The following is a 25,868-nucleotide window of genomic DNA, read 5'->3' on the forward strand; positions in this document are numbered from 1 at the left end:
TCAGTCTACAAAAGGGTAGCGTTTGCTCTCGTCACTGTCTACGATTGCATCGAAAAAAGGCTCGAACAGGGGGATTCCGAACCTGAGGTGCCTGTGGGCCGGCATCTTTGCCACCGCTTCGTTTCAGCAGGCGACCGGTCGTCGGTGGTAGACGAGGCGGCAAGTACCCCGCCCACCACTGCAAATCTACTGAACGTACAGTCAATACTTGTATGTTGCGACTCGTCTGCCCAAACCACCGACAGTACACTCACCGCTGCATCTCAGAAGCGCCTCCGTCCACCGCCAGGAGCAGCCACCACAGCGCCTGCCAGCACAGTGAGTCCGAACCCTCACTCGACCCCGCCGATTCGCACCCCTCCACGTCATCCTGGACCACGCCCGCGCCACCCGCGACGCCGACGGCAGGATCCAACGCACCCCCGGAGACAGCCGTCCCACCCAACCGACCGATCATCTGCCGGCCAAATTCCCGAACGGATTCGTCGACCAATTCGCCATACGTCACCGTATGGTCGAGCACGTCCGGCCTCGCACCACCGACCAGGCCACCGATGCGCGCAGCCATCGCACACGAACACCCACTCCCGCGAACGATCACCGAATCCGTCCCCTCATCGACGACACTCGACGGCACCGCGACCACCGGTTCAGAGGCAACTTGGCCCGGTTCTCGACGCTCGTTCCGCGACGCGACCTCCCGCCCCATGCTCCGCACCGCCGACACCACCCGCTCCCCGCGCTCCGAACCACCCACCAGCAACTCGTGGGCGCGAGCGTGCAACCAATCACACCACAGGACAGACTCCGTCACCGCACTCCCGTCACCCTCTCGCGCAGCGATAGCGGGGACCGTGGCCAACGCCTGGCCCTGTCGATCCAGTGCCTCGACGGCAAGCCCGGTCCGGACTGCCGCCGCTGGCGGTTCACTGCCCGCCACTCCGCTTCCCGCCGTCCCGCCTCCCGTCCCGTCCTGCATCGTCTCGACGACCAACGCCGCAACCAGCGACGGCACTCCCACGTCGCCCGCGCCGAATCCCGACCCGAGCGCACGCGGTCGCTCCATGGCAACGGGCCCGTCCAGCCGGGACTCCGTCGCCCGAGCAAGCGACGCCGCGCGTGCCGACACCAGACGGGCCGGCGATTCGATCTCAGTCATCGCCCGACACCTTCCCAGCCGGCTCCGCTGCGACCACGTTGCTCGTCCAGGTCCCACGCGCGAACCACGCCACCGCGGCGACCATCGATAGCACGTTCGACAGCGCTATCGCCAGCCACACGCCACTGGCACCCATGCCGAGAACCTCCTGGAAGACGTACGCCGGCGGCAACCGGAACACCCACAGCGAGAGAATCGCGAACGCCATCGCGAGCCGCGTGCTCCCACTCCCACGGAATGCACCCTGGACTACCTGGAACACCCCGATGAAGAGGAACGTCGGTCCGATGATGCGGAGGTAATCCGCACCGAGTGCGACCACGTCGGGTGCGTCCGCGATGAACACGCTCGTGATCGGGTCGGCGAACGCGTACGCCACCACGCCGACGACCGCCAGCACTCCCGCGACGATACCGGAACTGTAGAGCACTGCCCTCCGGGCGCGTCCCGACTGCTGGGTGCCGAGGTTCTGCCCGACCATCGTCTCCGTCCCGCGCGCCAGGCCGAGGGCCGGGAGGAACACGAGCGAGTTGATGCGGTTCCCGATACCGAGCGCCGCGACCGCGTCGTCGCCGGCGAACGCGACGAGCGCCGTCAGGACCGTGATGCCCAGTGCGCGCGTTGACTGCTCGACGCTCGCCGGCGCGCCCAGTGAGACGATGCGCTTGACCATCGACCAGTCGAGGACGAGGTCCGACGCCGACAGGTGGATGCCCACCCGTCCGGAGAACAACCAGAAGAACCCGAGCAGGGCGCCCACTCCCCGCGAGAACACGGTCGCGAGCGCCGCCCCCTGGACACCGAACCCCGCGAACCCGGTGAGCGCGTACAGCGACGACTGCAACCCGTCGAGGCCGAGCCAGGACAGCAGCACGTTCCCCTCGAATCCGAGGATGAGGAACGGGTCGAGGAGGACGTTCAGGGCGACGCCCAGAGCCATCAGGTACAGCGGGGTTCGCGTATCACCCCAACCCTGGAGGAGCGCTTGAAAGATGAAGAACCCGAACATGAACAGCACGCCGATGAAGATCGTGCGAGTGTACTCGACGGCGAGCTGGTACTCGACGCTGCCCGGAGTTGCGCCGACGAGGTCGACGAGCCACGGCGAGAGGACGTATCCAAGGATGGAGAACGCCAGTGCGACGATCGTGACGAACGCGATGGTCTGCCCGGCGACGTAGTTCACCTGATCGTCGTTGCCCGCGCCCTTGTTCTGGGCGACCAGGACGGTTCCGGCGACCGTGAAGCCGCCCGCGACCGATATCATGAGAAAGACGAGCGGCCACGAGTACGACAGGGCCGACACGGCCTCCTGTCCGAGGCGGCCGACCCAGAAGGTGTCCGCGAGGTTGTACCCGACCTGGAGCAGTTGGCTGAGAACGATGGGGAGCGACAGGACCAACAGTGGCTTCAGGAGGTCGCCGTCGGTGAGGTTGACGTCTCGCGTACTCATGCCTGGAGGTCGTCGGCCGCGAGGTCGTCGAGTGTCGCGTGAATCATCCCGCGGACTGGTTCGACGACGTCGTGGTCAGCGGTGTAACGTTCGAGCATCGCGCCGTTGAGCGACGACAGCAGCCAGGTGGCCGCACGCTCGGCGTTGATGTCCTCCTGGATACGACCGGTCTGGATGCCGTCGGCGATCGCGGTCGCGATGCGGTCGCGGAGGGCGGCGTCGATTCGCGTGAACTCCGCGCGGTACTGGGGGGTACCGATGGCTTGTGCTCGGAGCTGGATGATGGTACGTTGGGCGTCCCGCATGTCGTCGTCGACGTCGACGGCGAGGTACACGTCGACGATTCGCCGGACCGTCGCAAGCGGGTCGGATTCGTCGATGTCGTCGAGGGACGCGAGGAAGCGGTCGCCGGCGAACTCGATGAAGGCAGCGACGAGTTCGTCCTTGGAGCTGTAGTGATAGTAGAGCAGGGACTTGCTCTTGTCGAACTCCTCGGCGATGTGGGCGATTGTGAGGTCGGTGTAACCGTATCTGCGGAGGGCGCGGTAGGTGGCTTCCATGATCTGGATCTGGGTGCTGGTGCCTTCCGCGTCGGCGGTGTCCTCAGACATCGTCCCGTCCTCGTTCGGGTCGGTGGCTGTCGAAGTCGCCGAGGTCGGTCGTGCACCAGTGACAGAACTCGAGGTCGGGGTCGAGGGGCTTCCCACAGTGTGGGCAGTCCACGCTGTCGTCGGTGGCGTCGGTGTTGTCGGTGTCGGGGTCGCCGACGGGGTACGTGGCGTTGGCGGCGTCGTCTCGGGGGGTGGTGTTGGTCTGGCTGGATCCGCGGTTGCCCAGCGACGCGTGGAGGCGGTTACTGAGTTTGGCGATGAGGTAGGCGTCCGTGACGCTCAGTGCGATGACGGTGAGCGTTGGGAGGAAGGGTTCGAGCGGGACGGTGTCGGCCGCGGTCGCTGCTGTGAGGACCGGTTCGGGAACGTAGAGGACGGTGACGGCGGTGGTGAGGGCGAGCCACCCGATGGCGCGGAGCCAGCGGCGCAGGTAGAGGTGGCCGGCGCCTGTAGCGAGGACGCCGAGCAGTGCGGCGAGCCAGGGGCGTCTGGCGGATGAACGTTCGACCATGATGCTGAATAAACGTTCAGTCAGCATAAGTCCTGTGACCCGTCACCCACCACAGCACCAAATGACGTACCCCCGTCCCCGTCGAAGCAACACCCGCAAGAATCGACCACCAGCGACCGCCACCCACACCACACTCCAGAGACAGACACGCAACGCCTCCACGCGAACGCACCGAGGACCGCGCCGAACCCGACTCAGGAGTACTTGAACAGGGTCGCCTCCAGATAGGACTCAATGTACCCACGGTTCTCGTGGAGCACCGACGGGTCGTCGACCGTCACCCCGCGCTCTATCGCACCGTACGCTGTCGAATACACGAACTCCGCAACCTCACGCGAGTTCACAGCCCGGAACACGTCCTCCTCGATACCCCACTCGATCGCGTCCACGAGCAACGACACGACCAGCTCGTCCGACCGCTCGAACTGCTCGCGGTACGACTCGTGATACGGCGCCTGCGCCCGCAACTCCAGCAACGCCCGCAGGAACGTGAACCGCTCGTCCTCGAGCTCACTCGGCAACAACAGGTCGACGACCTCGAGCAGGTGCGACTTCGGATCCTCACCGTCCGAGGCTGCCAGATCCGACTCCAACTGGTCCAAGAGGTACTCGAGGAACGCCCCGAGCAACTCCTCCTTGTCCTCGTAGTGATAGTAGATGAGTGACTTGCTCTTGTCGAACTCGTCGGCGATCTTCGAGATCGTCGTCGCGGAGTACCCGTGCTGGAACAACGCCCGGTACGTCGCCCGCATTATCTCGTCGGTCGTCTCCGCATCGTCGCTCGACTCGCTCATTACCCGGTCATAGACGGACCCCGCAGTAAACCGTTGTCACTCGCCACCTGCACCGTTGCCCGGGGCCGAAGGAGTCGCGAAGACTCGCGATGACGGACACGTCGTGGGGTGACTGGCCGAACGCCGCTGTCAGAGCGATCGTTCGAAGTCCCGCAAGCGCTCGATGCGCGCCTCCGTGCTCGGGTGCGTACTGAACAGGCGGCCGACGAAACCGCTCCTGAGCGGCTGGATGAAGAACGCATTCATCTCGGCCCGCTCGCGAGCATCTCGCTTCGGGACGGCGTCCATCCGCGTGTCGATGCGTTGGAGTGCGCTGGCGAGCGCGCTCGGCCGGCCCGTGATGGCGACCGCGCCGCGGTCGGCCGCGAACTCCCGGTACCGCGAGAGCGCACGCATCAGGAGGAACGAGATGATCCAGACGACGAACGAGGCGATGACGGCGACGAGCGCCGACGGATTCTCGTCGTCACCGCCGAACAGCCAGCCCCACCGGAGGACGAACATCGCGATGGTCGAGAAGAACGACGCGACAGTCATGATCATGACGTCGCGGTTCTTGACGTGCGCGAGTTCGTGGGCGACGACAGCTTCGAGTTCGTCGTCCTCGAGGGTCTCGAGGAGACCGGTGGTGACGCAGACGGTGGCGGCGGACTGCGAGCGCCCGGCCGCGAACGCGTTCGGAGTCTTGGTCTGCGCGACGGCGACCGACGGTTTCGGGAGGTCTGCCTGTTGGCTGAGTCGGGTGACGACCGCGTGGAGCTGTGGATACTCGTCGGCGTCGACGGTGCGTGCACCCATCGCGCGGAGTGCCAGGCGGTCGCTGAGCAGGAACTGGCCACCGAGGAGCGTGCCCATGACGAGGACGCTGACGAGGAGGCTGGCGTCGACGAGGACGAGGACGCCGACGAAGCCAGCGTAGAGGCCGGCGAGCAGGACGACGGTGACCACCATGCGTGCCTGAAGTCCGCGGTCGGTTGGGAGTGTGCGTGTCATATGGGTTGTGGGTGGGTCTCGTCAGGTGTAGCGTAGTGGCTTACTCAGGTGCTGGTGCCGTGGTGGATACTGTCCGGTGGTTCGACGATGAGACGGCCGTCGCTGTGGACGGAGACGGTGCAGGCTGCGACGACGAATTTGACGACGCCTGTGGAGGGGACCGAGGTGTTATCTGTGTCAAAGAGGTCACGGAGCGAGCGTGCGTGTGCGCGGTCGTACTGGTCTTCGATTGTGCTGCGGGTTCTGCCAGTTGCGGTTACGACTCCCTCGACGATGACGTCGTGGAGCGAGGTGGTCTCGTTCCAGGTGGTGCGATAGATGCCGGTCGTTGTGGTGGTCTGGCTGGTGCGGGACATTGGTTGAGGTGGGCTCATGCCCATTTTTGAATGAACGTTCAGTCAATATAAGCCTTGTCGTCCTGAGTCGGAGACGCAATATTCCAATGGGAACCTCCGATGAGAGCCAAACGGGCACTATCACAACCTCGATGAGAGAGGTGGATTTAATGTGTGCCTTTCTTTCATCGTAGGCTATCTACTCAGTCCATCTGCGTGTTGACCAACGGCCGTCAGTCCGTCAGTGACCGTCCACGCGAGCATCGCAAGCGCATTTCGCCGCCGGAGCCATCGAAGACGGCGGAGGCGGACTTGTTGACCCCTGTTGTTGCCGCGAGCGGTGCCCACACGGAGCGAAGCGACCGAGGTGCCCCGAGGGGGAAAGATTGTCTGTGTCTATCAATCCGACAGTAACGCCTGCGGTAGGTGCGAGAAGATGAAGCACATTGCTTGTCTGATTGGCTTCTTGGATGGCGATTATGGCCTGTCAAGAGCAGCTGTTGACCGATGCGTAAATCGTCGGGACGAAGCTCAGAACCGCACTCGAAAGCGACCAGTCGCTTTGTACCGCACTTCGACAGTTGGCGGGGCCGTTCGGCTTGCTCGATGACGGATATCCCGAATGGCACCCCGCACCCCACTCCTTCGAGGGCATGATGCGCTTGTTCATCTACCGAGAGCTCACCGGCAAGAGCTACCGCGCACTCACCAGATATCCCGAACTGGCCGACGTATTCAGACTCAAGAAGATCCCCAACGAATCGGTGCTCTCCCGGACCTGGCGCAACCGATTCGATGACACCACCAGAGAATTCGTCACTACAGCCGCACACTACGTCGTCAAAGAGATTCACGACCACGACATCCACGTCCCCGAAGCCCGACCCAAAGCGGAGGTCGTGTCCTCAGACCGAGACCCGAATGCGTTCCCGGACAATTTAGACGAGAACGACCCACGCGAGTTCACTACCGAGCAGATCAAGCGGACAACGCGACTCGCTCGGGACCACGGCTTCGACGGATTCGACTCCCGTCGTGCCGCGAACGCCACCTACGAGGACACCCAATTCTTCGAGTTACAGACGTTCATGGGGATGGTCGGCTGTGGCACGCCACAAGGCACTCGAAGGATTACAGGGTGCGGCTGTTCTACTTCGTGTTCGCCGTCCTCCTCTACAACATCTGGCGACTCACCGACTTCCTGCTGAAAGCAGGCGTCGATGGAGAGATGGACTACGCACCCGTGTTGACCGCGGGCGAATGTGTCGAGATCGTCGTCTCGGCGTTGATCCCTCCCGACTGACAAGCTGAACCCCCGCTGAGTTCGCTGCTCGAAAGTGGCGACACTATCCAGCAACGCTAGAATTCACGCAATTTCGCACCTCTATCCGATAGTCACGGCCATAACAGTTCGATATCCTCCCTTGACCGCCGAGAAAAACCACGAGTAGACGGAGAGATGGTCTAGAACTAGCCCATCCTCCGAACCTGTGGGGAAGGAGACGTAGTAGTTTTTTGTATAGCGATATGTGGTTTACTCCGGTTCGGTCCCTGTGGTGGGCAGAAATCGTGTGTGCAACTGACTGGTCTCGTCAGTAACACACAAATATGTTACTGCTGAACAACAAGAATGCCCAATCCCGCGAAAACCCTGTTCTCAAAATCCGCCACCGCAAGCGAACCCAGCTCTTCCCCGAATCAGGTTCCCACCCCGCGATCTGCACTCCGAGAACCGCCAGCTCTCGGCTAACCTCGGTCATTGGTTGCTTCTTGCTGATTCTCGGTCAGGCTCCTGACTGACCCACACACTGATTATGCAGGAGATAATATTATCGTGCACATAATGATTGATCGGGACGCAGAACGAGACTGGCTCCACTCACACCTCACCAGCGACACCGAAGACCTCCTCGTCCTCTACGGCCGACGCCGCGTCGGTAAAACCACCCTCGTCACAAGCGTCCTCAACTCACTCGACACACCAACGTTCTACTACCTCTGCGACGAACGCGGCACCACCCAAAACGCCCGCCGCTTCGCCGACCACTGCGCAACCGAGCTCGACGACATCCCACCAGACGTCGACGGCTTCGTCGACGCCTTCGAATACCTCACCCGCCGCCTCGACAGCCCTGCAGTCGTCGCCTTCGACGAATTCTCCTACCTCGTCGACGAAGACGACACCATCCCCTCCGTCTTCCAGACCATCGTCGACCAAACACTCGACGGCACAGGCATCTCCCTCGTCCTCCTCGGCTCGTCCATCTCCATGATGGAAGAAGGCGTCCTCAGCTACGAGAGCCCACTCTACGGCCGCCGAACCGGCCAATGGCGCATGGAACCGATGACGCTCGGCGACGCCGCCGGCTTCTTCCCCGACTACGACCCACGCGAACTGATTGAAGCCTACAGCATCCTCGGCGGCATCCCTGCCTACCTCGAACAGTTCGATACCAACCGAGCCCTGCTCGACAACGTCGAACAATTCGTCCTCTCCAAGGGCGCTTTCCTCAACGAAGAACCAGAGTTCCTGCTCCGCCAGGAACTCCGCGAACCACCAACCTACATGGCGATTCTCGAAGCCATCGCCGGTGGAGCGACGCGAGTGAGCGAAATCGGGAACGAGATTGACCGAGACGCCAGTTCCATCTCTCGGTACCTCCAGAACCTCACGCGCATCGCACTCGTCGAACGCGAAACACCAGTCACTGACCCCGACGGCCGTGGTGTCTACCGGATCACCGACCAGTTCCTCCGGTTCTGGTTCCGATACGTCCTCCCGAACCGAGCGACCCTCGAACAGGGCAACACGACGCCGGTTCGACGAGCTATCGAGAACACGCTATCCGAGCATACAAGTTGGACGTTCGAAACCGTCTGCAGACAGGTCGTTCGAACCGCTGCGTTCCCCGTGACTTGCTCGCGAGTCGGCCGGTGGTGGTACGGGGAGAACGAGATCGACGTGGCCGGAATCAACGAGCAAACGGAGACGCTCCTGCTCGGTGAATGCAAATGGACCACGGGCGAAGTGGGGCATGGGTTGCTTGCTGACCTCGAAGCGCTCGAGAGCGACGTCCGCTGGCACGGAACCGACCGGTCGGTCGTCTATGCCCTGTTCGCTCGCGAAGGCTTCACCAGCGAACTCCAGGAAGCGGCTGCCTCCCGGGAGGATCTCCGTCTGTTCACACCAGGTGCTGTCGTCGACCTCTTCGAAACGTCGCACTCTAGCTGAGCTGTACGACGCCGCGCATCCCCTGACAGGGCCGTAATCTGACTGTAACAACCACAAAGTACTAGCGAGGACGATGAGAAAACCAGGATAGGTTGCACACCATCGCGTCGGGCCGACCACACAACTCTCCAATCTATGGCTGATTCGACGAATTCCGCGGACCAACTCGAAGGAACTGACGCCCACGGACCACCTACGCGCCGCTGGACCGACCAGGACCTCGGCGACATGCAGCAGTACTTCTGGCGGCACGTCGCCTCCGACGCCGGCGCCGACGGCATCGACGTCGACACCGAGAAACCGACTGCCAGCTGGCTCGCAGACAACGGTTATCGGCCGTTCGTCGCCGCCCTCCGCCGTCACCACGACGTGACTTTCAGTGAGTTCTGGAGCCAGCACATCGCCCCCGACGCGGACGTGGATGGCTACGATTGGGCGTCCAACGACCAAGTCACAATCGACGCCCTGGAGCACTTCCTGGACCGGCGCGCGAGCCGCTACGGCCTGAGTGACGCCAGTGTCGACACCCTCCGCTACCGCCTCAACACCTACCTCAAAGCATTCAAGGGTGCGAACGACCACGCCGACCTCCTCCACTCTGTCGCTCGAGACACGGACATCCCTGCGTACGAGAGCGTCGACGAGGTTTTCGCCGCCTTCGACCACCTAAACGAGCGTACCGAGAAGAGTGACACCACGATCAAGCGGGTCGCCGACATCGTCGAATCGTTCTACAGTCACCTCGTGTCCCGCCAGGTCGCCGCCACGAATCCCGCCGCCGGGCTCGACGACGAATTCAAGTGGGACACTACCACCGACGGCGACACGCCCGCCCTTCGAACGGAGCACGTGCAAGCACTCATGGACGCTGTCGAAGGGCTCGAGGAGGAACTGTTGGTCGTCGCCCTCGCCGCGTGGGGGTTGCGTGCGAACGAGGTCGCCAAGCTGCACGTCAGGCAGCTCGACCGCGACGGTGGGGACGTCCCACGTCTCGAGTTCGCCGAACGGAAGAACGGTCCCGGGTCGGTTAGCATCCTCTACGGGATGGACGTCCTCGAGGATCGACTCGCGCAGTTGAGCGACCGCTCGTCGTGGAACGGGTACCTGTTTCCGTCGACGCAAGCGGACGCGGACCACATCTCGCGGCAGACGGTCTGGCGGCGCTTCCGCGAGCTCGCCGACGCCGCCGGACTGCCAGAACGTATCGACGGTGAGCGGCCGTCGCCGCAGCTGTGTCGGCGGTTCTGGTACGACAAGTACTCGGAGACGCTCGAGGAAGTCATCAGCGGGCTCGAGGATATCGCCGCCGAACAGGGCAGCAGCGACCCCGAGGTAGTCCTCCAGAACTACCTGTCCGAGGACCGCGCCCGACGGCTGCGACGGGATGCCATGCGCGAGCGCCTTGCAGCAGCATTCGCCCCACCGAACGAGACGCTTGATGATTGAGAATCATCTGGATGCCGCGCGTGAATCAGCGGGGCAGGGTGAGTCCACCGAGGGTCGAGCTCGATCGGGTAGTCCAGTCTCTCAATACGTCTCGTCGTGTGAGTGCGCGGCGACGGCGTCCAATTGCGACAGCGTGTCCGTGATCGTCAATCGGTCGCGAACGGTCGTGGTCGGTACCTCGCGGAGGAGATCCCGTATCTGATCGCGGAGCGCCTGGAACTCGGGTGAGGCCGGGATGTGCGTGGCAGTGAGGGCGATGAGCTCGAAGAAGGCGTCGGCGTATTCGCGACTGCCGCACCCGCTGCACAGTGGTTGCATTCCGGAGCCGGACTCGTGGGAGTGGTAGCCCGAGAAGAAGTCGGGTGGGCCCGATGGCGTGGACGCGAGTGCGTCTTCGAGCGGTTGGACGAGGTCCGCCGGCGAGATCACGTCGTGGTTCGTCGCCCTGATCGCTTGCCTGACGTATCGACGGAGGTCGCCCGCTCCAGAGAGCAGCTGGGTCACCACGGCCGTCGCGAACTCGATCGGGTCCACGGCTTCGAGCAGCCCGATCGTCTTGAGCGACAGGAACTCTGATTCGAGCTCCGAGATCCCGCCCCACGTTCGTTGGCGGTGGTAGTCGACGAGCGGCCTCACCGAGTCCGACGCCAGTTCGGGGGACGCGACGAGCAGTTCGCCGAGGGCTTCGGCGGGCCCGTCGTAGCCGTCTTCGGTGAGTTCGACGGCGTCGGCGAGGCAGTTCACTGTCGCCGTGGCGCGTCGACGGTCCCGGAGGGACCGGCACGCGAGGCCGCCGACGGTGAGCCATTGCTCGAGTCCAGCGGTCCTGCGCGCTCGCTCGCACTCCACTGAGGTGACGGTCGCGAGTCCTGTCGAGGGCGACACGACGGTCTGTCCGATGGACGTCAGCGCGCTGTCGCTGATCGATGTGTCGTGCTGTCCGTATCCCTCGAGGAGCTCCCGGCCGAGCGTTCGCGCGAACGGGTCCTCCGCGGCGACGAGGAGGCCGAGCGTCTGGCGGTCTGCCGCGGCCGGCTCCCCGGATCCGCGTATCGTTCGAGCGGCCGTGGCGACGGCGTCCGGGACGACCGAGGGCGTCGCGAGTGCGGTCTCGCCGAGGACTTCGGCGGGGAGCGTGGTGTGCCTGCGCGGATGGATGGGTGGTTCGTCCCGCTCGTTGCTCGCCGACTCGTCCGCCGTCGACTCGGATTGACCCACGATGACGGGTGGGTCTGCTTCCTGGGTCTGGCCAGTCGGCGGACGGTCTCGAGTCCACTCGACGAGCGGGGCGTGGGTCTCCGCGAGTGGCACGTCCGGGGTCACGGCGGCTTGGCTAAGCGCTCGGAGTGGCGGCCCGAACTCCTGGTGGTCGGTTACGTGTTGGGCTCGGACGTGTTCGACGAGCGTCCGGAGTCCCTCGGCGGGGCTCGTCCGGTTCGCGGCAGTCGTCTCGCCCAGTGCGATAGCGTACGCCGTGCGTTCGTCGCCGAAAGCGGTGCGGACGTGCTCGGCCAGCAGGTCGAGGCCTGAGTCCGCGGCGGATGCGGTCGCTCGGAGTTCGCCGAGCGCCTGTGCCGTCCGGTCACGGCGGTTCGAGCCTCGATCCGCGTCCTGCACCCGGGCCGCGAGGGCGTCGGTCGCGTCGGCGACGGATTCCGGCTCGAGCGCGGCGACCTCACCGGCCACTCCGAGTGCACGGTCGGTGTCGAGGGCGTCGCTGACGGCGGTTCGCGCCACGGATGCGGTTCGTTCGAACGGTTCCGGGATGACGCTGCCCGTGACGAACGCGCCGAGGAGCCACGCCACCTGCTCGTGTCGTGAATGCTCGGTCGTTGTCACTCGCTCGCACAGCACCGCCGCGACGTTCTCGTCGTCGTCGGCGATACGGAGCACGACGTCCCCCACGGCCGTCAGGAGCGCCTCGTCGGACCTGTCACCGAGGGCGCGTGCGCGCTCGAGGAGCGGTCGAAGCGCGTCAGGGGCGAGGTCTGGAGCCTCGAGCGCGACCGCGCCCGCAGTCGGCAGCACCGACTCGCTCCTGATGACGGCGAGGTGGCCGAAGTCGACCTCCCACTCGCGGCTGAGCGCCTGGAAGACGCAGCTCGACGACTCGTCGCCGGCCACGACCACCCGACCGAGGAACTCGGTCAGGGTTCGCTTGGAGAGGTGGGCGTCGCCGGGGTCGATTCGGTCTACGACCACGGCGAGCGACCGCACTGCTTCGGGGAGGACTTCGGGATACGTCGTCGCCACCTCGCCGAGCGACCTGGCGAACTGCGACTGGGAGTGGTCCGACGACTCCCGGACTCGCGTCGAGAGCGTTCGGACCGCGCCTCTGGGCGAGTCGACGTCCGACGCGACGAGTTCACCTATCGCGCGGAGCACCGGGTCGCGCTCGAAGTTACGCCGCTGGCGCGCCCTGTGAACGAGCGGTTCGACGAGTGCGTCGGGGTTCGTGTCGGTGGCGACGACGTGTCCGAGCCGCACCGAGAGTGTCGGCCGCACGTCGGCGTCTGCTGCCCCGAGGCACGCTCGAAGGTACGCTCTCGGGTCAGAGCGGACGTCCCCGTCGTCGTCCGTGACGTCGATTCCGAGTGCATCGCAGACGAGCAGCGCCACACTGCTGATTGCGGTGGAGTCGGATCGAAGCGTCGATTCGAGGCCGCGGCGGAGCGTCTCGTCGCTGGCGGGGAGGGTGTCGGGGAATCGCGTCGCCACGGCTGCGAGGAGTCTGACGCCATCGATGGCCGCGCGGTCGTCGACCGTCTCGAGCCACGCGCCGACTGTGGACGCGAACTCCGCTGGGCGACCCGCGGCCACGACGGACTCGGCGACCGCGTCCGGGCGCCACTTCGCGGCCTCCCCGAGGAGCAGGAGACCGCCGCCGGACGCCCGCGGTCGTCCGTCCAGGTGGACCACGTCGACGAGGGGCGCTAGCAACGACCGGAGCGGTTCGCCCGCGTCCTCGTACGCGTTGACGGTGGCGAGCCCCCACAACCGGTCGAGTGCATGGCGTATCTCGGTGCGGATCGCCCGTGAGATCGGTCGGTGGAGCATCGTTCCCGCCCGATGGCCGAACGACCGTTTCGCTTCCTCGCGGAACACCTCGAGCAGGACCGGGACGAGGAGCGTCCTGGCAGAACGGTCCTCCAGTTCTCTGACCGCCGCGCATGCCTTTCGTCGGTCGGTCAGCGCGCCGAGTTCGGTCGGACACCCGTCCGGTGCGCGAAGTCGCTCGGCGAGGTCGACGACCCGTTCGCGGACGGCCTCGTCCTCGATGGCGTCGGGCGACCGCAGTAGCGGTCTGGTCATGGAGACTCACCGACCGTGTCACGCGGAGGGTCGTTCTTCGGCGTCGCATTGGCACCGCTGTGGTCCCGACGCGACCGCGGCGGCTCGATAGCAGGCAATTCGAGGAGTGCCGTCAGCATGCTCGCGTCGGGAACCGGTTCACGAACGGCCGTCACGTTGCTCTCCGGCTACAACTCGTGTAGCCTTCAGCGTTCGCCTCTGGTCGGCAACGTCGTCAGGTTCGCGAAGGTCGCTGGGTCGAGCGTCGCGCGGTCCCACGCTCCCCGCGTCGAGGCGTGGGTCTAGTTCTCGAAGTCGACGCGTGGGTCGTAGACCATGTAGGCGACGTCCTGGAGGTAGTTCGCGAGGACGCCGGTGAGGACGGTGAGTACGGCGATGGTGAGGACGAGGGGGAGGTTCTGGTCGAGGACGGCTTCGATGGTGAGTTCGCCGATGCCGGGGACGCCGAAGACGTACTCGACGATGAAGACGGCGAGGACGACGGTGCCGAGGAGTTCGGTGAAGAACACGGACACCATGGGGATGGCGGTCTGTCGGAAGACGTGGCGGCCGACCTGCCAGCTGCCGCCGCCTTTCGCGCGGGCGACCTTGACGAAGTCGGCCGACGCGTACTGCTTGAGGATGTCGCCGGCGTACCGGAGTTGGACCGCGAGCAGGAACAGGGTCATGACGGTCGTCGACCAGAGGGCTGCTTCGAGGTTCCGGACGGTGAACGCGCCGCTCGCGCGGTCGTAGATGCGTATCACGTCGAAGGCCTCGAAGAACGGCACGAGGAGCGTCTCGCGCATGGCGAGCGCGAGCAGGAAGACGGGGATGCTGACGGCGACCAGCGACGCGGCAGTGACGTACGAGTCGAGCGTCGTGCCCTCGCGGCCGATGGTGTACACGCGGATGCCGACGCCGACGACGACGGCGAGCGCGAGTGATGGAACGAGGTACGCGGCGGTGTACGCGAGGTGGTCGAGGGTCGTCGCGACGACCGGTTCGTCCCAGATGGTCAGCGTCCACGCGAGCCAGTCGACGTACTGCGCGAGCACGGGGTCCGACGGCGACGCAGTGACCTGGTCGCTGGCGAGCAGGCCCTCGGTGAACGGCGTCAGCGCGATGTACGCGAACGCGAGCGTGAACGCCGCCCACACCGTCACCGCGAGCCCCAGCGTCCGACGCACGAGGAACCCGAGTCGGTTCATGGCGCCGGGACGGCGACGTTGTCGGACGTCGCCAGAGTCGACGGGTCAGCGTCGTGGAGGGCTGGCAGTTGGCCCGTGTCAGCGGCCGGTACCAGAGCGCGACCGCCGGGGGTAACGTTTACTTGGGATGGGGACACTTGATGATACATCGATACGTTCACCTCGCGAACTGGAACCACTTAATCTTTCGACGCGACCCCAACACCGAGCCGCCCGCCATGACCCCTCCATCGACAGCAGCGACCTGCCCGCCATGACCCCGCCAACGACAGCAGCGAGCCGCCCGCCATGACCCCGCCAACGACAGAGCAGTCGGATTCGGCCGCTCAGCCGGAGCGCTTCCAGGACGTCGACTGGGAGCAGGCCACCGGCAGCGAGCGGTGGCTCTCTCGGTCGACGTGGCTGTTCCTCGCGGGACTCGGGGTGCTCGCGGTCGGCTTCTCCCACGAGCACGTCGCCGGAAACTCGCTCCCACTCGTCGCGAACCTCGAACCGCTGGACTGGTTGTTCGCGGCGTCGGTACTCGCGATCCTCGCGTTCGTCGTCGCACCGCTCGTTCGCGAGCCCGCGGCGGCGAAGCGACACTGGGTGCGACTCCGGCAGAGCCCGGCCGCCTTCCTGAGTCTCGCGTTCGTCGTCGCGTTCGTCGCGGTCGGGATCGCGGCGCCCGTCCTCGTCTCCGAGCCGACGGGTATCGCGTTCGACCGGGCGAGCCAGCCACCCGTCGGGCTCTCCGTCGAGACCGTGCACCTGTTCACGCCCGGGTCGTGCGTCGGCGACGTCGCGAACGGGCGGTGTCACGGCACGCTCCAGTACCCGCTCGGGACGACCTCGACGGGGAAGGACCTCCTGCCGTTCCTCCTGCTCGGCGCGCACACGGCGCTGGTGGTCGCGGTCGTCTCCGCGACCCTCATGGTCCCGACCGGTATCGGCGTCGGGCTGCTCGCGGCGTACGCCGGCGGGCGCGTCGACGAGGTCCTGATGCGCGCCGCCGGCGTCTCACAGACCGTGCCCGCGCTCGTCGTCTACCTCCTGTTCTGGTGGTGGAACGACGAGTACCGCCTGCTCGTCTTGCTCCTCGTGTTCGGGTTGACGAACTGGGGCGGGCTCGCCCGCCTCGTCCGGAACGAGGCCATCCAGTTGCGCGACCGCCCGTTCGTGAAGGCGGCGCGAGCGACCGGCGCGAGCAAACTCGACGTCATGCGCCAGCACCTCCTCCCGAACATCGCGCAGCCGGTTCTCACGAACGTCACCCTCCAGATTCCGCTACTCGTCGTGACGGAGGCAGCACTGTCGTTCATCGTCCTCCGCTCGCCGTTCGACGGGGAGATGGTCACGCTCGGCGACCCGACCGTCGTGTCGTGGGGCCAGACGATCAGTCTCGGCACCGCCAAGGGCGGCGTCGCACCCGAGTGGTGGGTCGCCGCCATCCCGGGCGCGTTGCTCGTGGGAACGATGCTGGCGTTCGCCCTGCTCGGCCGGACGCTCGGCGAAGCCGTCACCCCACAGACCGACAACTGACCGGCGCGTCGAACGTGCCCACAGTCAGTTGGTTTCGATGCTCTGTGGTCGCGTCGAGAGCAGACGAATTCGGGGGCGGGTGGGAGAACTGCGGGGTCAGGGCCAGAGGCCGCGTGCTTCGTGGGCGTCGGCGATCCGGGAGAGCGCGACGATGTAGGCGGCGTCGCGCCACGTCACGTCGCGCGTCTCGTACTCCGTTCGAACGGCCTCCCAGGCGGCCTGCATCTCGGCGTCGAGTTCCTCGTTCACGCGTTCGAGCGACCAGGCGCGCCGGTTGATGTCCTGCAGCCACTCGAAGTACGAGACGGTGACGCCGCCCGCGTTCGCGAGGATGTCGGGTATCACCGGGACGTCTCGCTCGGCGAGGATGGCGTCGGCGGTGGACGTCGTCGGGCCGTTCGCGCCTTCGACGACGAGGTCCGCGGCGACGGCTCGGGCGTTCTCCTCGGTGATGACGTTCCCGAGTGCGGCCGGGACGAGGACGTCGACGTCGAGCGTGAGCAGGTCGGCGTTCGAGATGACGTCGTCGGCGTACTCGGTGACGGCTTCGGGTTCCTCGTCGTGCGACGGGACGCTTCGGGTGTCGATGCCGTCGGGGTCGTACATCGCGCCGTTGACGTCGCTGATCGCGACTATCGTCGCGCCCCAGTCGTCGAGCAGTCGGGCGGCGTTCGCGCCGACGCTCCCGTACCCCTGGATGGCGACGGTCGTCTCCGCGAGGTCGCGGTCGTAGTACTCGCAGAGGAGTCGCGTGACGATGGCGACGCTCCGGCCGGGCGCTTCCTCGCGGCCTTCGCTGCCGCCGACGACGGGGGGTTTGCCGGTGACGACGCCGGGCGTGGTCTCGCCCTCCTGCATCGAGTAGGCGTCCATCAGCCACGCCATCGTCTGGGGGTCCGTTCCCATGTCGGGCGCGGGGATGTCCTGGTTCGGGCCGATGACGTCGCGGAGTTCCTGCGCGAACCGACGCGTCAGTCGCTCCTTCTCGGTCGCGCTCAGCTCCTTCGGGTTGACCGCGATACCGCCCTTGGCGCCCCCGAACGGGAGGTCCATGACCGCGCACTTCCAGGTCATCCACATGCCGAGGCCGACGCATTCGTCTCTGGTGACGTCGGGGTGGTACCGCAGGCCGCCCTTGAACGGGCCGCGGACGCTGTCGTGTTGTGCTCGATAGCCCGTGAACACGTTGACGGAGCCGTCGTCGCGCTCGATGGGAACGGTCACCTCGTGGACGTTCTTCGGGTGTCTGAGTCGTTCGACGATGCTCGGGTCGATGTCGAGGTGCTCGGCGGCGTGGTGGAGCTGTCGCCGAGCGGTTTCGAGCGCTGTCTCGGGCTCCGGGTCCTCGGTCGCGGCATCGTCCGACGTCGGTCGCGCGGAATCTGTCTGTGATGCCATCGTTATTCGAGTGGTGTTCGGCGATTCCGCATCGCGCCGCTGCAGTCCGGGCACCCCTCGGGGGGGTTCTCCGCGATCATGATGTTGCCACAGCCGAAGCACTCGTACGGTGTCTCTTGGTCGGATTCGGGGTCGACGTCTCTCATGATTGGTCGGGTGTGCCGGCGAGGCACCCCGACCCAGTGTAATAAGTGTATTAGGGAATACACAGGGATTAATCACCCAACCCCGACAGAAGACCCCGGTTCGTTATTGAACCCTACCGGTGCCCGTGACCGGCGCGTTGGACTCCTCGAAGAGCGTCTCGAAGAGCTTCCGCTGGACGGTCCGCGAGTGCTTGTAGAACGCCGGCGGGGAGATGCCGAGCGTCTCCGCGACCTCCTCGCCGGTGCTGTCGCGCGGCGACTCGAAGAACCCGCTGAAGTACGCCGTCTGCAGGACCTCCAGCTGTCGGTCAGTCAGCTTCTCCAGGACCGTCGCCGTCAAGTCGTGCTCGATGGACTGGTCGAGCGTCTGCTTCGACCGCAGCGCGACGCTGTCGAACGTCTCCCGGACGAGCCCCGTGAGCGTTCGCGCGTCGATACCACCCGGGATGTCGATGACGAGCGTCGTGGCGCTCGGACTCGCCGTCGCCTCCTGGAAGACGGCTCCGTGGTCGGCGAGTTCGAGCGCGAGGAACGGCTGCGTGAGCCGTAACCGGACCACGCCGCCCTCGCCGTCGCCGCTGATGCGCTGGGCGTCGTCGATACCGACCAACTGCGAGGCGGCGTCGACGACCGCATCCACGCTCCCGTCCTCGACGGTCACGAACACGTCGCTGCCTTCCGTCGACTGCTGGACGCCGCCCTGGTAGGAGAGCGTACACCCCGCGTCCGCCGCCAACCGCGAGAGGACGAACGCCGGGTCGTCGACCTCGAACTCGAGGCGCGTCATCGACGTCGTGAGCAACGCGTGCTTGCGCTCGATGGCGCTCAACGCGGCGGCGATCGTCTCGCCGAGTTCGGCGAGGACGGCCTCCGTCGTCTCGTCGAACGCGTCCTGACTGGGCGCGTACACCGTCAACACGCCGTGCGTGAGGTCGTTGTAGACGAGCGGGATGCTCACCACCGAGAGGTAGTCCCGCGCGAGCGCGTCCTTCCGCCACGGGTCGTCCCGAAGCCCGGCAGCCACGTTCGGCACCTTCGTCACCTCGCCGGTCGCCGCGGTCTGCCCCGCGGGTTCCGCGTTCGCGGCGTCGACCGCGAACGCCTGGCTGTCGAGATACCCCTGTTCGCGGCCCGCCCACGCGCGCGGCGTGACCGCGTCCGTCGTCGCGTCGACGGTACCGATCCACGCGAACGCGAACCGGTCGTCGCCGGTCAGGAGCTCGCAGACCGTGTGGTCGATCTCCTCCTGGGTCTCCGCGGCGACGATGGCCTGGTCGATCTCGCGGATCGTCTCGTTGATGCGATTCAACGCCGTCAGCTGGTCGTTCTGCGCCTGCAGCATCCGGTCCTGCTCCCGGAGTCGCGACTCGCGAGCGACGCGGTCGAGCGCGGCCTCGGCGGTCGCCGCGAGCAGGTCGGCGAGTTCTCCCGTGACGGCGTCGAACCCACCGACCTGGTCCGACCCGCTGACGAACACGCCGTGCTCGCCGAGCGGGATGTACGTCGCGCTCCGGAGGTCGGTCGCCCGGTTCTCGAGTCGAGACGCGTCGTGAACGTCCTCGAAGAACAGCGGTTCGTCCTCGACGAAGCTGTAACTCGGGAGCGTCTCGCCGTCGGCGCGAACCGTCGGGAGCGGGCCGTTGAGCTCCCGCATCTGCGACGTGTACGCCGTCGGGCGGAGTTCGTTGACCGCCGCGTCGAACAGGTAGACCGCGCTCGCGTCCAGCCCGAGGACGCCGCTCGTATCGTCGACGACGTGCTGGGCGATCTCCTGTTGGGTTTCGGCGTACAGGAAGTCGCGAGCCGTCTCCTGGAGCGTCGCGAGCGCCTCCTCGCGTTGCTTGCGCTTCGTGATGTCACGACAGCTGAACAGGAGGGTGCCGTCCTGGATGGCGACCTCGCGAACGTTCACCAGCAGCGTGTGCTCGCGGCCCGCCTTGTCGACCGCCGTCGTCTCGATGTTCTTGAGGACGCCCTCGGCGGCGAGTTCCTCGCGGTCGAAGAGGTCCGACCCGAGCAGGTCGTCGATGGTGCCTTGCTCGTGGATCTCCTCGGCCGTGTACCCGAAGATGAAGTGCACGTTCGGGCAGACGTAGGTGTACTCGCCGTCCTCGTTCGTGATGAGGACGGTGTCGGTCATGTTGTTGAGCGTCACGCGATGCAGTTCCTCGGACTGCCGGAGGTCGCGTTCGAGGTCGACGCGCTCGGTGACGTCGACGGCCTCGACGACGACCGACACGACGTCGCCGCGGTCGTTCTCGACCGGTCGCACGGAGAGGTCGAACACCCGCGACCCCGCGACTTCCGGGGGTTGCATGACGACGGCGTTCCCGAACTCGCCGTCGAGCGCCGTCTGGACGAGTCGCTCGACGTCCGCGTTCTCCCCGTCCGCGGCCCACCACGGGAGCGTCCAGAACGGCTCCGCGACCAGGTCGGCGGTCGATGCGTCGACCATCTCGCGAGCGGTCTCGTTCACCCGTTCGAGCCGGCCGTCCGGGTCGAGCACCCACGTCGCGGTCCGCGCATCGTCGAACATGGCGTCGAACTGTCTGGCGCGCTCCCGCTGGGTCCCACTGCGCTGGGCGGTCCGGAGCGCGCGCTCCACTCGCTCGAGGACGTCCTCGAACTGGTCGTCGACCGGGTCCGAGAGCGCGACGTAATCGCTCACCCCGGCCGCGATGGCATCGCTCGCGAGGGACTCGCTCCCCTCGCCGGTACAGAGCACGACCGGGAGCGTCCCGGTCTCGCCCCGCACCTCTCTGATGAGTTCGATGCCGGTGGCGTCCCCGAGTTCGTAGGCGCTGACGACGCAGTCCACGCCGCCCTCCTGCAGGACGTCGAGCGCCGCCGCCTTCGTCTCCGCACGCTTCGCGCTCGCCTCGGTCTCGGCTTCGAGCGTCGCGGTGAAGCCCGCGGTCCAGTCGGCGTCCCCGACGACCAGTACCGTCGCCGAATCGACGACCGGGGAGGACGCCTCCATCAGGCCACCCCGCGACGACCGCGACCGATCAACGCGGCTTCGAACGGGCGCGCTTCCCAGTTCCCCTCGTCGTCCGAACTCGACCGCGAACACATCACTAGTCCACCATCAAACCCCCCACGTTCAAAATCGTTTGCTATCTAACCCCCTCGGGCTCGTCGTCTCCGCTTCACGCCCCCGCCTCAAATCGGGGGTATGCGCTCGCTATCGTCGTCAAACCGGGTAGAGGCGACCGACGCAGTCCGTCCCGACCCGGAAGTCCACGCCCGCGATCGGACGCGAACACTCCTTGCAGTGCCCGTGCTCGTCGCGGTCGATGGCACGGGACCCGGTGGTGCTTTCGATCCAATTCACGCTCATCTCGCCGTCGCACGAGTCGTACGGACACTGCGCGAGCGCGACGTAGTACGGAATCTCGCCCCCCTTCCTGGTCGTCTCGATGCGGCGGTCGAGCCGATACTCCTGCGCGAACGCTCCGGTGTCGGGGTCGTTCATCACCAACCGCATCCCATCCAGCGACGCCCCCGCTCGATCGCACGCCCCCCGCGACAGCACGTGCGACACCGGAACAGAGTGGGGCATTTCGTCGTCCAACCAGTCACACGGACAGATCACTTTGACTCCTCTCGAGATGCACGTCTCGTACTCGGTGAGTTCGGTCATGGACGTCCGAGGAGACGATGGCTGCCTCATGAAGCGATGTGTTAGGTCACCCCTTGAACTGGGAAGGGACGGAAAACGTTGGTCGATGGTCGAACCGTGGCTTGCAGGTGGCGTCGTTCCATCCGCAGTGCGACACTGGCGAGTCCCCGGGAATACCGACAATCCTGAACTATATGGTGATTCCTGCCTGACTAGCGAGGCATGTTAAGTGCTGGGCGAGGATCGGCTCGTCTGCTGTGCGTCGAGCCGCTCGCCGAAGAATCAACCGTGCGGTGGCCACGGGACGTCGACGCCACCGTGGTCGAGAAGCGCGGTGTGGCTGCTGCACGTGAGGCCGTTGCGGAGGAGTCGTTCGATTGCGTCGTGGCGGCGTACGAGTTGGGTGACGGAACCGGCGTCGAGTTGCTCGAGACCGTTCGTGCTGGCGATTCGGACCTGCCGTTCATTCTGTACGCGTCGCAGGGGGACGAGAAAGTGGCCAGTACGGCGATCGCGGAAGGTGTCACCGACTACGTCGTTCGGAACCCGGATTCGGGGTCGAAGCAGGTCCTCCTGGAGCGGGTTCGGGAGGCACTTGACGAGTACGAGGCAGTTCGGGGTCGGGGAGCGGAACAGGAACGCCTGAACCTGTTGTTCGACCAGTCACCGTTCGGCGTCATCGAGTGGAACGACTCCATGGAATGCCTGCGCGTGAACGAGACCGCCGAGGACATCCTGGGGTATTCCGAGGCCGACCTCCGCGGGGAGTCGTGGACGGAGATCGTGCCCGCGTCCGAGCAGGAGTCCGTGGGGCAGATGGTGGAGGCCCTCCTCGAGAACGAGGGCGGGTTCAAGCACGTGAACGAGAACGTCCGAAAGGATGGCGAGCGCGTTCACTGCGAGTGGCACAATCGCGTCCTGGTCGAGGACGGGGAGGTCGTCTCCGTCATCTCCCAGTTCCAGGACGTCACCGACCGGCGACGGCGACAGCGGCGGTTCGAGGCGGTGTTCGACAACACGTACACGTTCATCGGGCTGATGGATACCGACGGCACGCTGCTCGAGGTGAACGACACCGCGCTGGCGTTCGCGGGCGTCGACCGCGAGCAGGTGGTCGGGAAGCCCATCTGGGAGACGTACTCGTTCCAGATCGAACCCGAGACACAGCGAACGGTCAAGGAGGGCGTCGAACGAGCGCGTGACGGGGAGTTGTTCCGGGACGAGTACCGGGTGCAGGGCGAGGACCGGGACGCGATCATCGACTTCTCGATTCGCCCGGTTCGCGACGACGACGGGGAGGTACAGTTCCTCGTGCCGGAAGGCCGCGACATCACGGACCGGAAGGAGCGAGAGCGGAAACTCGAGCAGAGCGAACGCCGGTATCGGAACCTCGTCGAGAACTCGCCGGCGCCGATCAACCTCTTCGATGGGACGGGCGAGACCGTCTGGGGGAACGACGCGGTCTTGGACCTGTTGGGGCTCTCGGACCTCGACGACCTCGTCGGGCGGTCGATATTCGAGTTCATTCACGAGGATGACGAACCCGTGGCCGAGGGCGAGATCGACGACATCTTCGGGAGTGAGAGCGCCGTCGGGCCGACGAACTTCCGGCTCGAGCGAGCGGACGGGGACGTCCGGCACGTGCAAGTGCAGACGACGACCGGCTGGTTCGAGGGCGAGCAGGTCGGGCAGGCGGTCGTCGTGGACCTGACCGAACTCCGGGAGAAGGAGGCGGAGCTTCGACGGTCGGAGAATCGGTACCGGACGCTCGTGGAGATGTCGCCGCACTCCATCCTCGTGCATACCGACGGCGAGATACTGTACGCGAACGAGTCGTTCGCCCACCAGGTGGGCGTGGGCGCCGCCGACGACGTCGTGGGGACGTCGGTGCTCGAGTACGTGCCGGCGTCGGACGAGGAGACGGTCCTGGAGCAGGCGCGGGCGACCGAGCGCGGAAACCGGTTGCCGACGAACAGGCGGCGAGAGATACGGACCGTGACGGGAGAGACCCGGTACGTGACGACGACGTCCCGACCGGTCGTCTACGAGGACGAAACGGCGGTGTTGACGGTGCTGAACGACCGGACGCAGGCGCATCGGTACCAGAGTGCGGTGCGGTCGCTTCACGAGAATACGCGGGACATGTTCAGGGCTGACGATACGGAGAGCATCGCGGCGGTGGCGACGGCGGCGGTCGGGGACTTACTGGATATCGCTGACGGCGTGGTGTACGAGTACGACGAGTCGCGGAACGCGCTGTGTCCGATCGCGGCTACTGCACCCGAGGTCGATGTGGCCGGGGAGGAAGGCGCGGTCGGGCCCGCGGACGACCACGTCGCGTGGGAGGCGTTCGCTTCTGACAGTCGACGTCACGTCCCCAGGGGGGACGGAGTGGGAGCTGTCGACGCGGTCGCTGGTGAACTGGAGGACCCTGGGGGTGTCGACGCGGCGCCCGTTGGGGTGGACGAATCCTCGACTGGGTTGTTCATTCCGCTCGGCGAGCACGGCGTGTTTCGTGCGACGGCCGAGGGACCGGACGGGTTGTCGCACACCGAGATCGAGCTGTGTTCGATTCTGGCTGCGAACCTGGAGGCGGCGTTCGAGGGCGTCCAGCGCGAGGTGGCGCTCCGGGAGCGCGAACAGCGACTCGAGCGTCAGACGGACACCCTGGAGGCCATGGAGCGACTGAACGGCATCATCCGAGACATCACGCGGTCGATGTACGACGTGACCACGCAGGAGGCGGTCAGGGACGCCGTGTGTACGCGACTGGGGAACCGCGAGGAGTATTCGGCGGTCTGGGTCGGGGAGCGGGCCGACGACGGCGAGTCGTTCGTCGCGGCGTCGACGGCCGGGTCGATGGGTGGGTTGCTGGACGCGGTCGAGGACGACGCCGTGGGCGCGCCACTCCAGTCGCTTCTCGAGACGGCCGTCGAGTCGAACGCCGTCCAGGTCGTCGACCAGGTTGTCGGCACTGACGCGTGGCGGCCGATGCGAGAGACCGCGCTCCAGCACGGCTTCCAGTCGGTTGCGGCCGTCCCGATTCCTCTCGAGAACGAGCCCGACGAGGTACTGGTCGTGCACGCGTCGGCTGCGAACTCGTTCACGCCCGACCAGCGCGAGGTGTTCGGGGAACTCGGCCACCTCATCGGGAGTGCGATGGGTCGGCTTGGCGTGACGACGCCGCAGTTGCCGGGGAGGCGAACCGAACTCGACGTCGAGATCTCGGACCCGGGACTGGTGTGGAATCGCATCGCGGCGGAGTTGGAGGGCGAGGTAGTGCTCCGTGGCGCGATGCCGTCGGGGTCGGGGTCGCACGTCGCGTACGTGCAGGCCGAGGAGTCGGCGGCGGCCGTTCGGTCGCTCCCGGCGGCGTTGCACGTGGTGCGTTCGGCGGCCGTGCTGGCCGAGGACGAGGGGTCGGGCCTCTATCAGTGTACTGTCTCGGAATCGCCGTTCTTCGAGTTGCTCTCGGAGTACGGGGCGGCGTTGGAGGCGATGGAGACGACGGGTGGCGGGACGGCGGTGACGGTTCGCGTGGCGTCGTCGACGAGCGTTCGGGGGTTCGTCGAGGCGCTGTCCGAGCGGTTCTCGGGCGTGGAGTTGGCGGCGCGGCGGTCGGACGTGTCGGCGGTCGAGACGCCGGTAGCCATCCGGGAGCGGGTGCGGGAGGGGTGTACGGACCGACAGTATCAGGCGTTGCAGGCGGCGTTCTACGGTGGGTACTACGAGTGGCCGCGGTCGGCGACCAACGAGGACCTCGCGGAGGTGCTCTCGATAGCGTCGTCGACGTACCAGTCGCATCGGCGCACCGGGGAGCGCGTCGTCATGTCGTTGCTCTTCGACGGCGTGAACTGAGCGGCTCATCGAGCGCACCGGGTCGGAGCGACTACCCCGACAGTCGGGTCGCGCGGCTGTGACGGACCCGGTACGCCATGGATGACGTATGATCCGTCGGGGCACGGATGTTGTCTCTGAACGGGATACTGGGAGAAGTGGGGGACACGGGCAGGGGTCGGCGAAGGGAGCGGGAGGAGAGGGTACTCACGTAGCCCCCCATAGGGTCCGGTCCCTATGTTGATAGCGACACGCCAGATGAGGGTCCGAACGCAAGGTCTGAGTACACTCGTTGAGTCGACCATCCC

General features: G+C 66.0%; 18 protein-coding genes. 5 read left to right on the forward strand and 13 right to left on the reverse strand.

Annotation, left to right across the window (positions count from 1 at the left end; genetic code table 11):
- Nucleotides 1-250 precede the first annotated feature (250 nt).
- From ACZ48X_RS04265 to ACZ48X_RS04295, 7 genes are all read right to left on the reverse strand, one after another.
- On the reverse strand, nt 251-1,159 hold the full coding sequence (locus tag ACZ48X_RS04265; protein WP_336351917.1) for a hypothetical protein: 909 nt from the start codon (nt 1,157-1,159) through the stop codon (nt 251-253).
- Nucleotides 1,152-2,612, reverse strand: coding sequence for an MATE family efflux transporter (locus tag ACZ48X_RS04270; RefSeq protein ID WP_336351916.1), 1,461 nt, complete (start codon nt 2,610-2,612; stop codon nt 1,152-1,154). The genes ACZ48X_RS04265 and ACZ48X_RS04270 overlap by 8 nt, the downstream gene beginning before the upstream one ends.
- Nucleotides 2,609-3,223 carry a TetR/AcrR family transcriptional regulator gene (locus ACZ48X_RS04275; RefSeq protein ID WP_336351915.1) on the reverse strand — a complete coding sequence of 205 codons (615 nt, stop codon included), beginning with the start codon at nt 3,221-3,223 and terminating at the stop codon, nt 2,609-2,611. The genes ACZ48X_RS04270 and ACZ48X_RS04275 overlap by 4 nt, the downstream gene beginning before the upstream one ends.
- On the reverse strand, nt 3,216-3,734 hold the full coding sequence (locus tag ACZ48X_RS04280; protein WP_336351914.1) for a zinc ribbon domain-containing protein: 519 nt from the start codon (nt 3,732-3,734) through the stop codon (nt 3,216-3,218). The genes ACZ48X_RS04275 and ACZ48X_RS04280 overlap by 8 nt, the downstream gene beginning before the upstream one ends.
- Nucleotides 3,735-3,928: 194 nt before the next feature.
- The gene (locus ACZ48X_RS04285; protein WP_336351913.1) at nt 3,929-4,528 is read right to left on the reverse strand and encodes a TetR/AcrR family transcriptional regulator; all 600 of its coding nucleotides are present in this window, start codon (nt 4,526-4,528) and stop codon (nt 3,929-3,931) included.
- Nucleotides 4,529-4,657: 129 nt separating this feature from the next.
- A complete protein-coding gene (gene htpX, locus ACZ48X_RS04290) occupies nt 4,658-5,521 on the reverse strand; it encodes a zinc metalloprotease HtpX (RefSeq protein ID WP_336351912.1) in 864 nt (287 codons plus the stop codon).
- A gap of 44 nt (nt 5,522-5,565) precedes the next feature.
- A complete protein-coding gene (locus ACZ48X_RS04295; RefSeq protein WP_336351911.1) occupies nt 5,566-5,877 on the reverse strand; it encodes a HalOD1 output domain-containing protein in 312 nt (103 codons plus the stop codon).
- A 1,117-nt stretch (nt 5,878-6,994) separates the two neighbouring features.
- On the opposite strand from ACZ48X_RS04295, the gene ACZ48X_RS04300 reads away from it, so the two are divergent.
- The 3 genes from ACZ48X_RS04300 (at nt 6,995) to ACZ48X_RS04310 (ending at nt 10,534) form a co-directional block, all read left to right on the forward strand.
- Entirely contained in the window at nt 6,995-7,159 is a 165-nt protein-coding gene (locus ACZ48X_RS04300; RefSeq protein WP_336351910.1) for a hypothetical protein, read from the forward strand.
- A 540-nt stretch (nt 7,160-7,699) separates the two neighbouring features.
- Nucleotides 7,700-9,088 carry an ATP-binding protein gene (locus ACZ48X_RS04305; protein WP_336351909.1) on the forward strand — a complete coding sequence of 463 codons (1,389 nt, stop codon included), beginning with the start codon at nt 7,700-7,702 and terminating at the stop codon, nt 9,086-9,088.
- Nucleotides 9,089-9,223: 135 nt separating this feature from the next.
- Nucleotides 9,224-10,534, forward strand: a complete 1,311-nt coding sequence (locus tag ACZ48X_RS04310) for a tyrosine-type recombinase/integrase (protein WP_336351908.1) — start codon at nt 9,224-9,226, stop codon at nt 10,532-10,534.
- Between the two features lie 81 nt (nt 10,535-10,615).
- On the opposite strand, the gene ACZ48X_RS04315 is transcribed toward ACZ48X_RS04310, so the two are convergent.
- Together ACZ48X_RS04315 and ACZ48X_RS04320 are read right to left on the reverse strand one after the other, a co-directional pair.
- Complete coding sequence (locus ACZ48X_RS04315; RefSeq protein WP_336351907.1) at nt 10,616-13,846, reverse strand: hypothetical protein; 3,231 nt, start codon at nt 13,844-13,846, stop codon at nt 10,616-10,618.
- Between the two features lie 281 nt (nt 13,847-14,127).
- Entirely contained in the window at nt 14,128-15,036 is a 909-nt protein-coding gene (locus tag ACZ48X_RS04320; RefSeq protein ID WP_336351906.1) for an ABC transporter permease, read from the reverse strand.
- Between the two features lie 288 nt (nt 15,037-15,324).
- On the opposite strand from ACZ48X_RS04320, the gene ACZ48X_RS04325 reads away from it, so the two are divergent.
- Nucleotides 15,325-16,557: an ABC transporter permease gene (locus ACZ48X_RS04325; protein ID WP_336351905.1), complete on the forward strand. Its 1,233-nt coding sequence runs from the start codon at nt 15,325-15,327 to the stop codon at nt 16,555-16,557.
- Nucleotides 16,558-16,653: 96 nt separating this feature from the next.
- Here ACZ48X_RS04325 and gdhB read toward each other — a convergent pair whose 3' ends face one another.
- The 4 genes from gdhB to ACZ48X_RS04345 all read right to left on the reverse strand — a co-directional run bounded on the left by gdhB (nt 16,654) and on the right by ACZ48X_RS04345 (nt 21,744).
- On the reverse strand, nt 16,654-17,955 hold the full coding sequence (gdhB, locus tag ACZ48X_RS04330) for a glutamate dehydrogenase GdhB (RefSeq protein WP_336351904.1): 1,302 nt from the start codon (nt 17,953-17,955) through the stop codon (nt 16,654-16,656).
- A 2-nt stretch (nt 17,956-17,957) separates the two neighbouring features.
- On the reverse strand, nt 17,958-18,101 hold the full coding sequence (locus tag ACZ48X_RS04335) for a rubrerythrin-like domain-containing protein (RefSeq protein WP_336351903.1): 144 nt from the start codon (nt 18,099-18,101) through the stop codon (nt 17,958-17,960).
- Nucleotides 18,102-18,204: 103 nt separating this feature from the next.
- Nucleotides 18,205-21,081, reverse strand: a complete 2,877-nt coding sequence (locus tag ACZ48X_RS04340) for a bacterio-opsin activator domain-containing protein (protein ID WP_336351902.1) — start codon at nt 21,079-21,081, stop codon at nt 18,205-18,207.
- A 213-nt stretch (nt 21,082-21,294) separates the two neighbouring features.
- Nucleotides 21,295-21,744 (reverse strand): hypothetical protein, encoded by a 450-nt coding sequence (locus ACZ48X_RS04345; protein ID WP_336351901.1) that lies wholly within the window; start codon nt 21,742-21,744, stop codon nt 21,295-21,297.
- A 315-nt stretch (nt 21,745-22,059) separates the two neighbouring features.
- On the opposite strand from ACZ48X_RS04345, the gene ACZ48X_RS04350 reads away from it, so the two are divergent.
- Nucleotides 22,060-25,581: a PAS domain S-box protein gene (locus ACZ48X_RS04350; protein WP_336351900.1), complete on the forward strand. Its 3,522-nt coding sequence runs from the start codon at nt 22,060-22,062 to the stop codon at nt 25,579-25,581.
- Nucleotides 25,582-25,868: the final 287 nt, after the last annotated feature.

Source organism: Halorubellus litoreus (assembly GCF_055378595.1).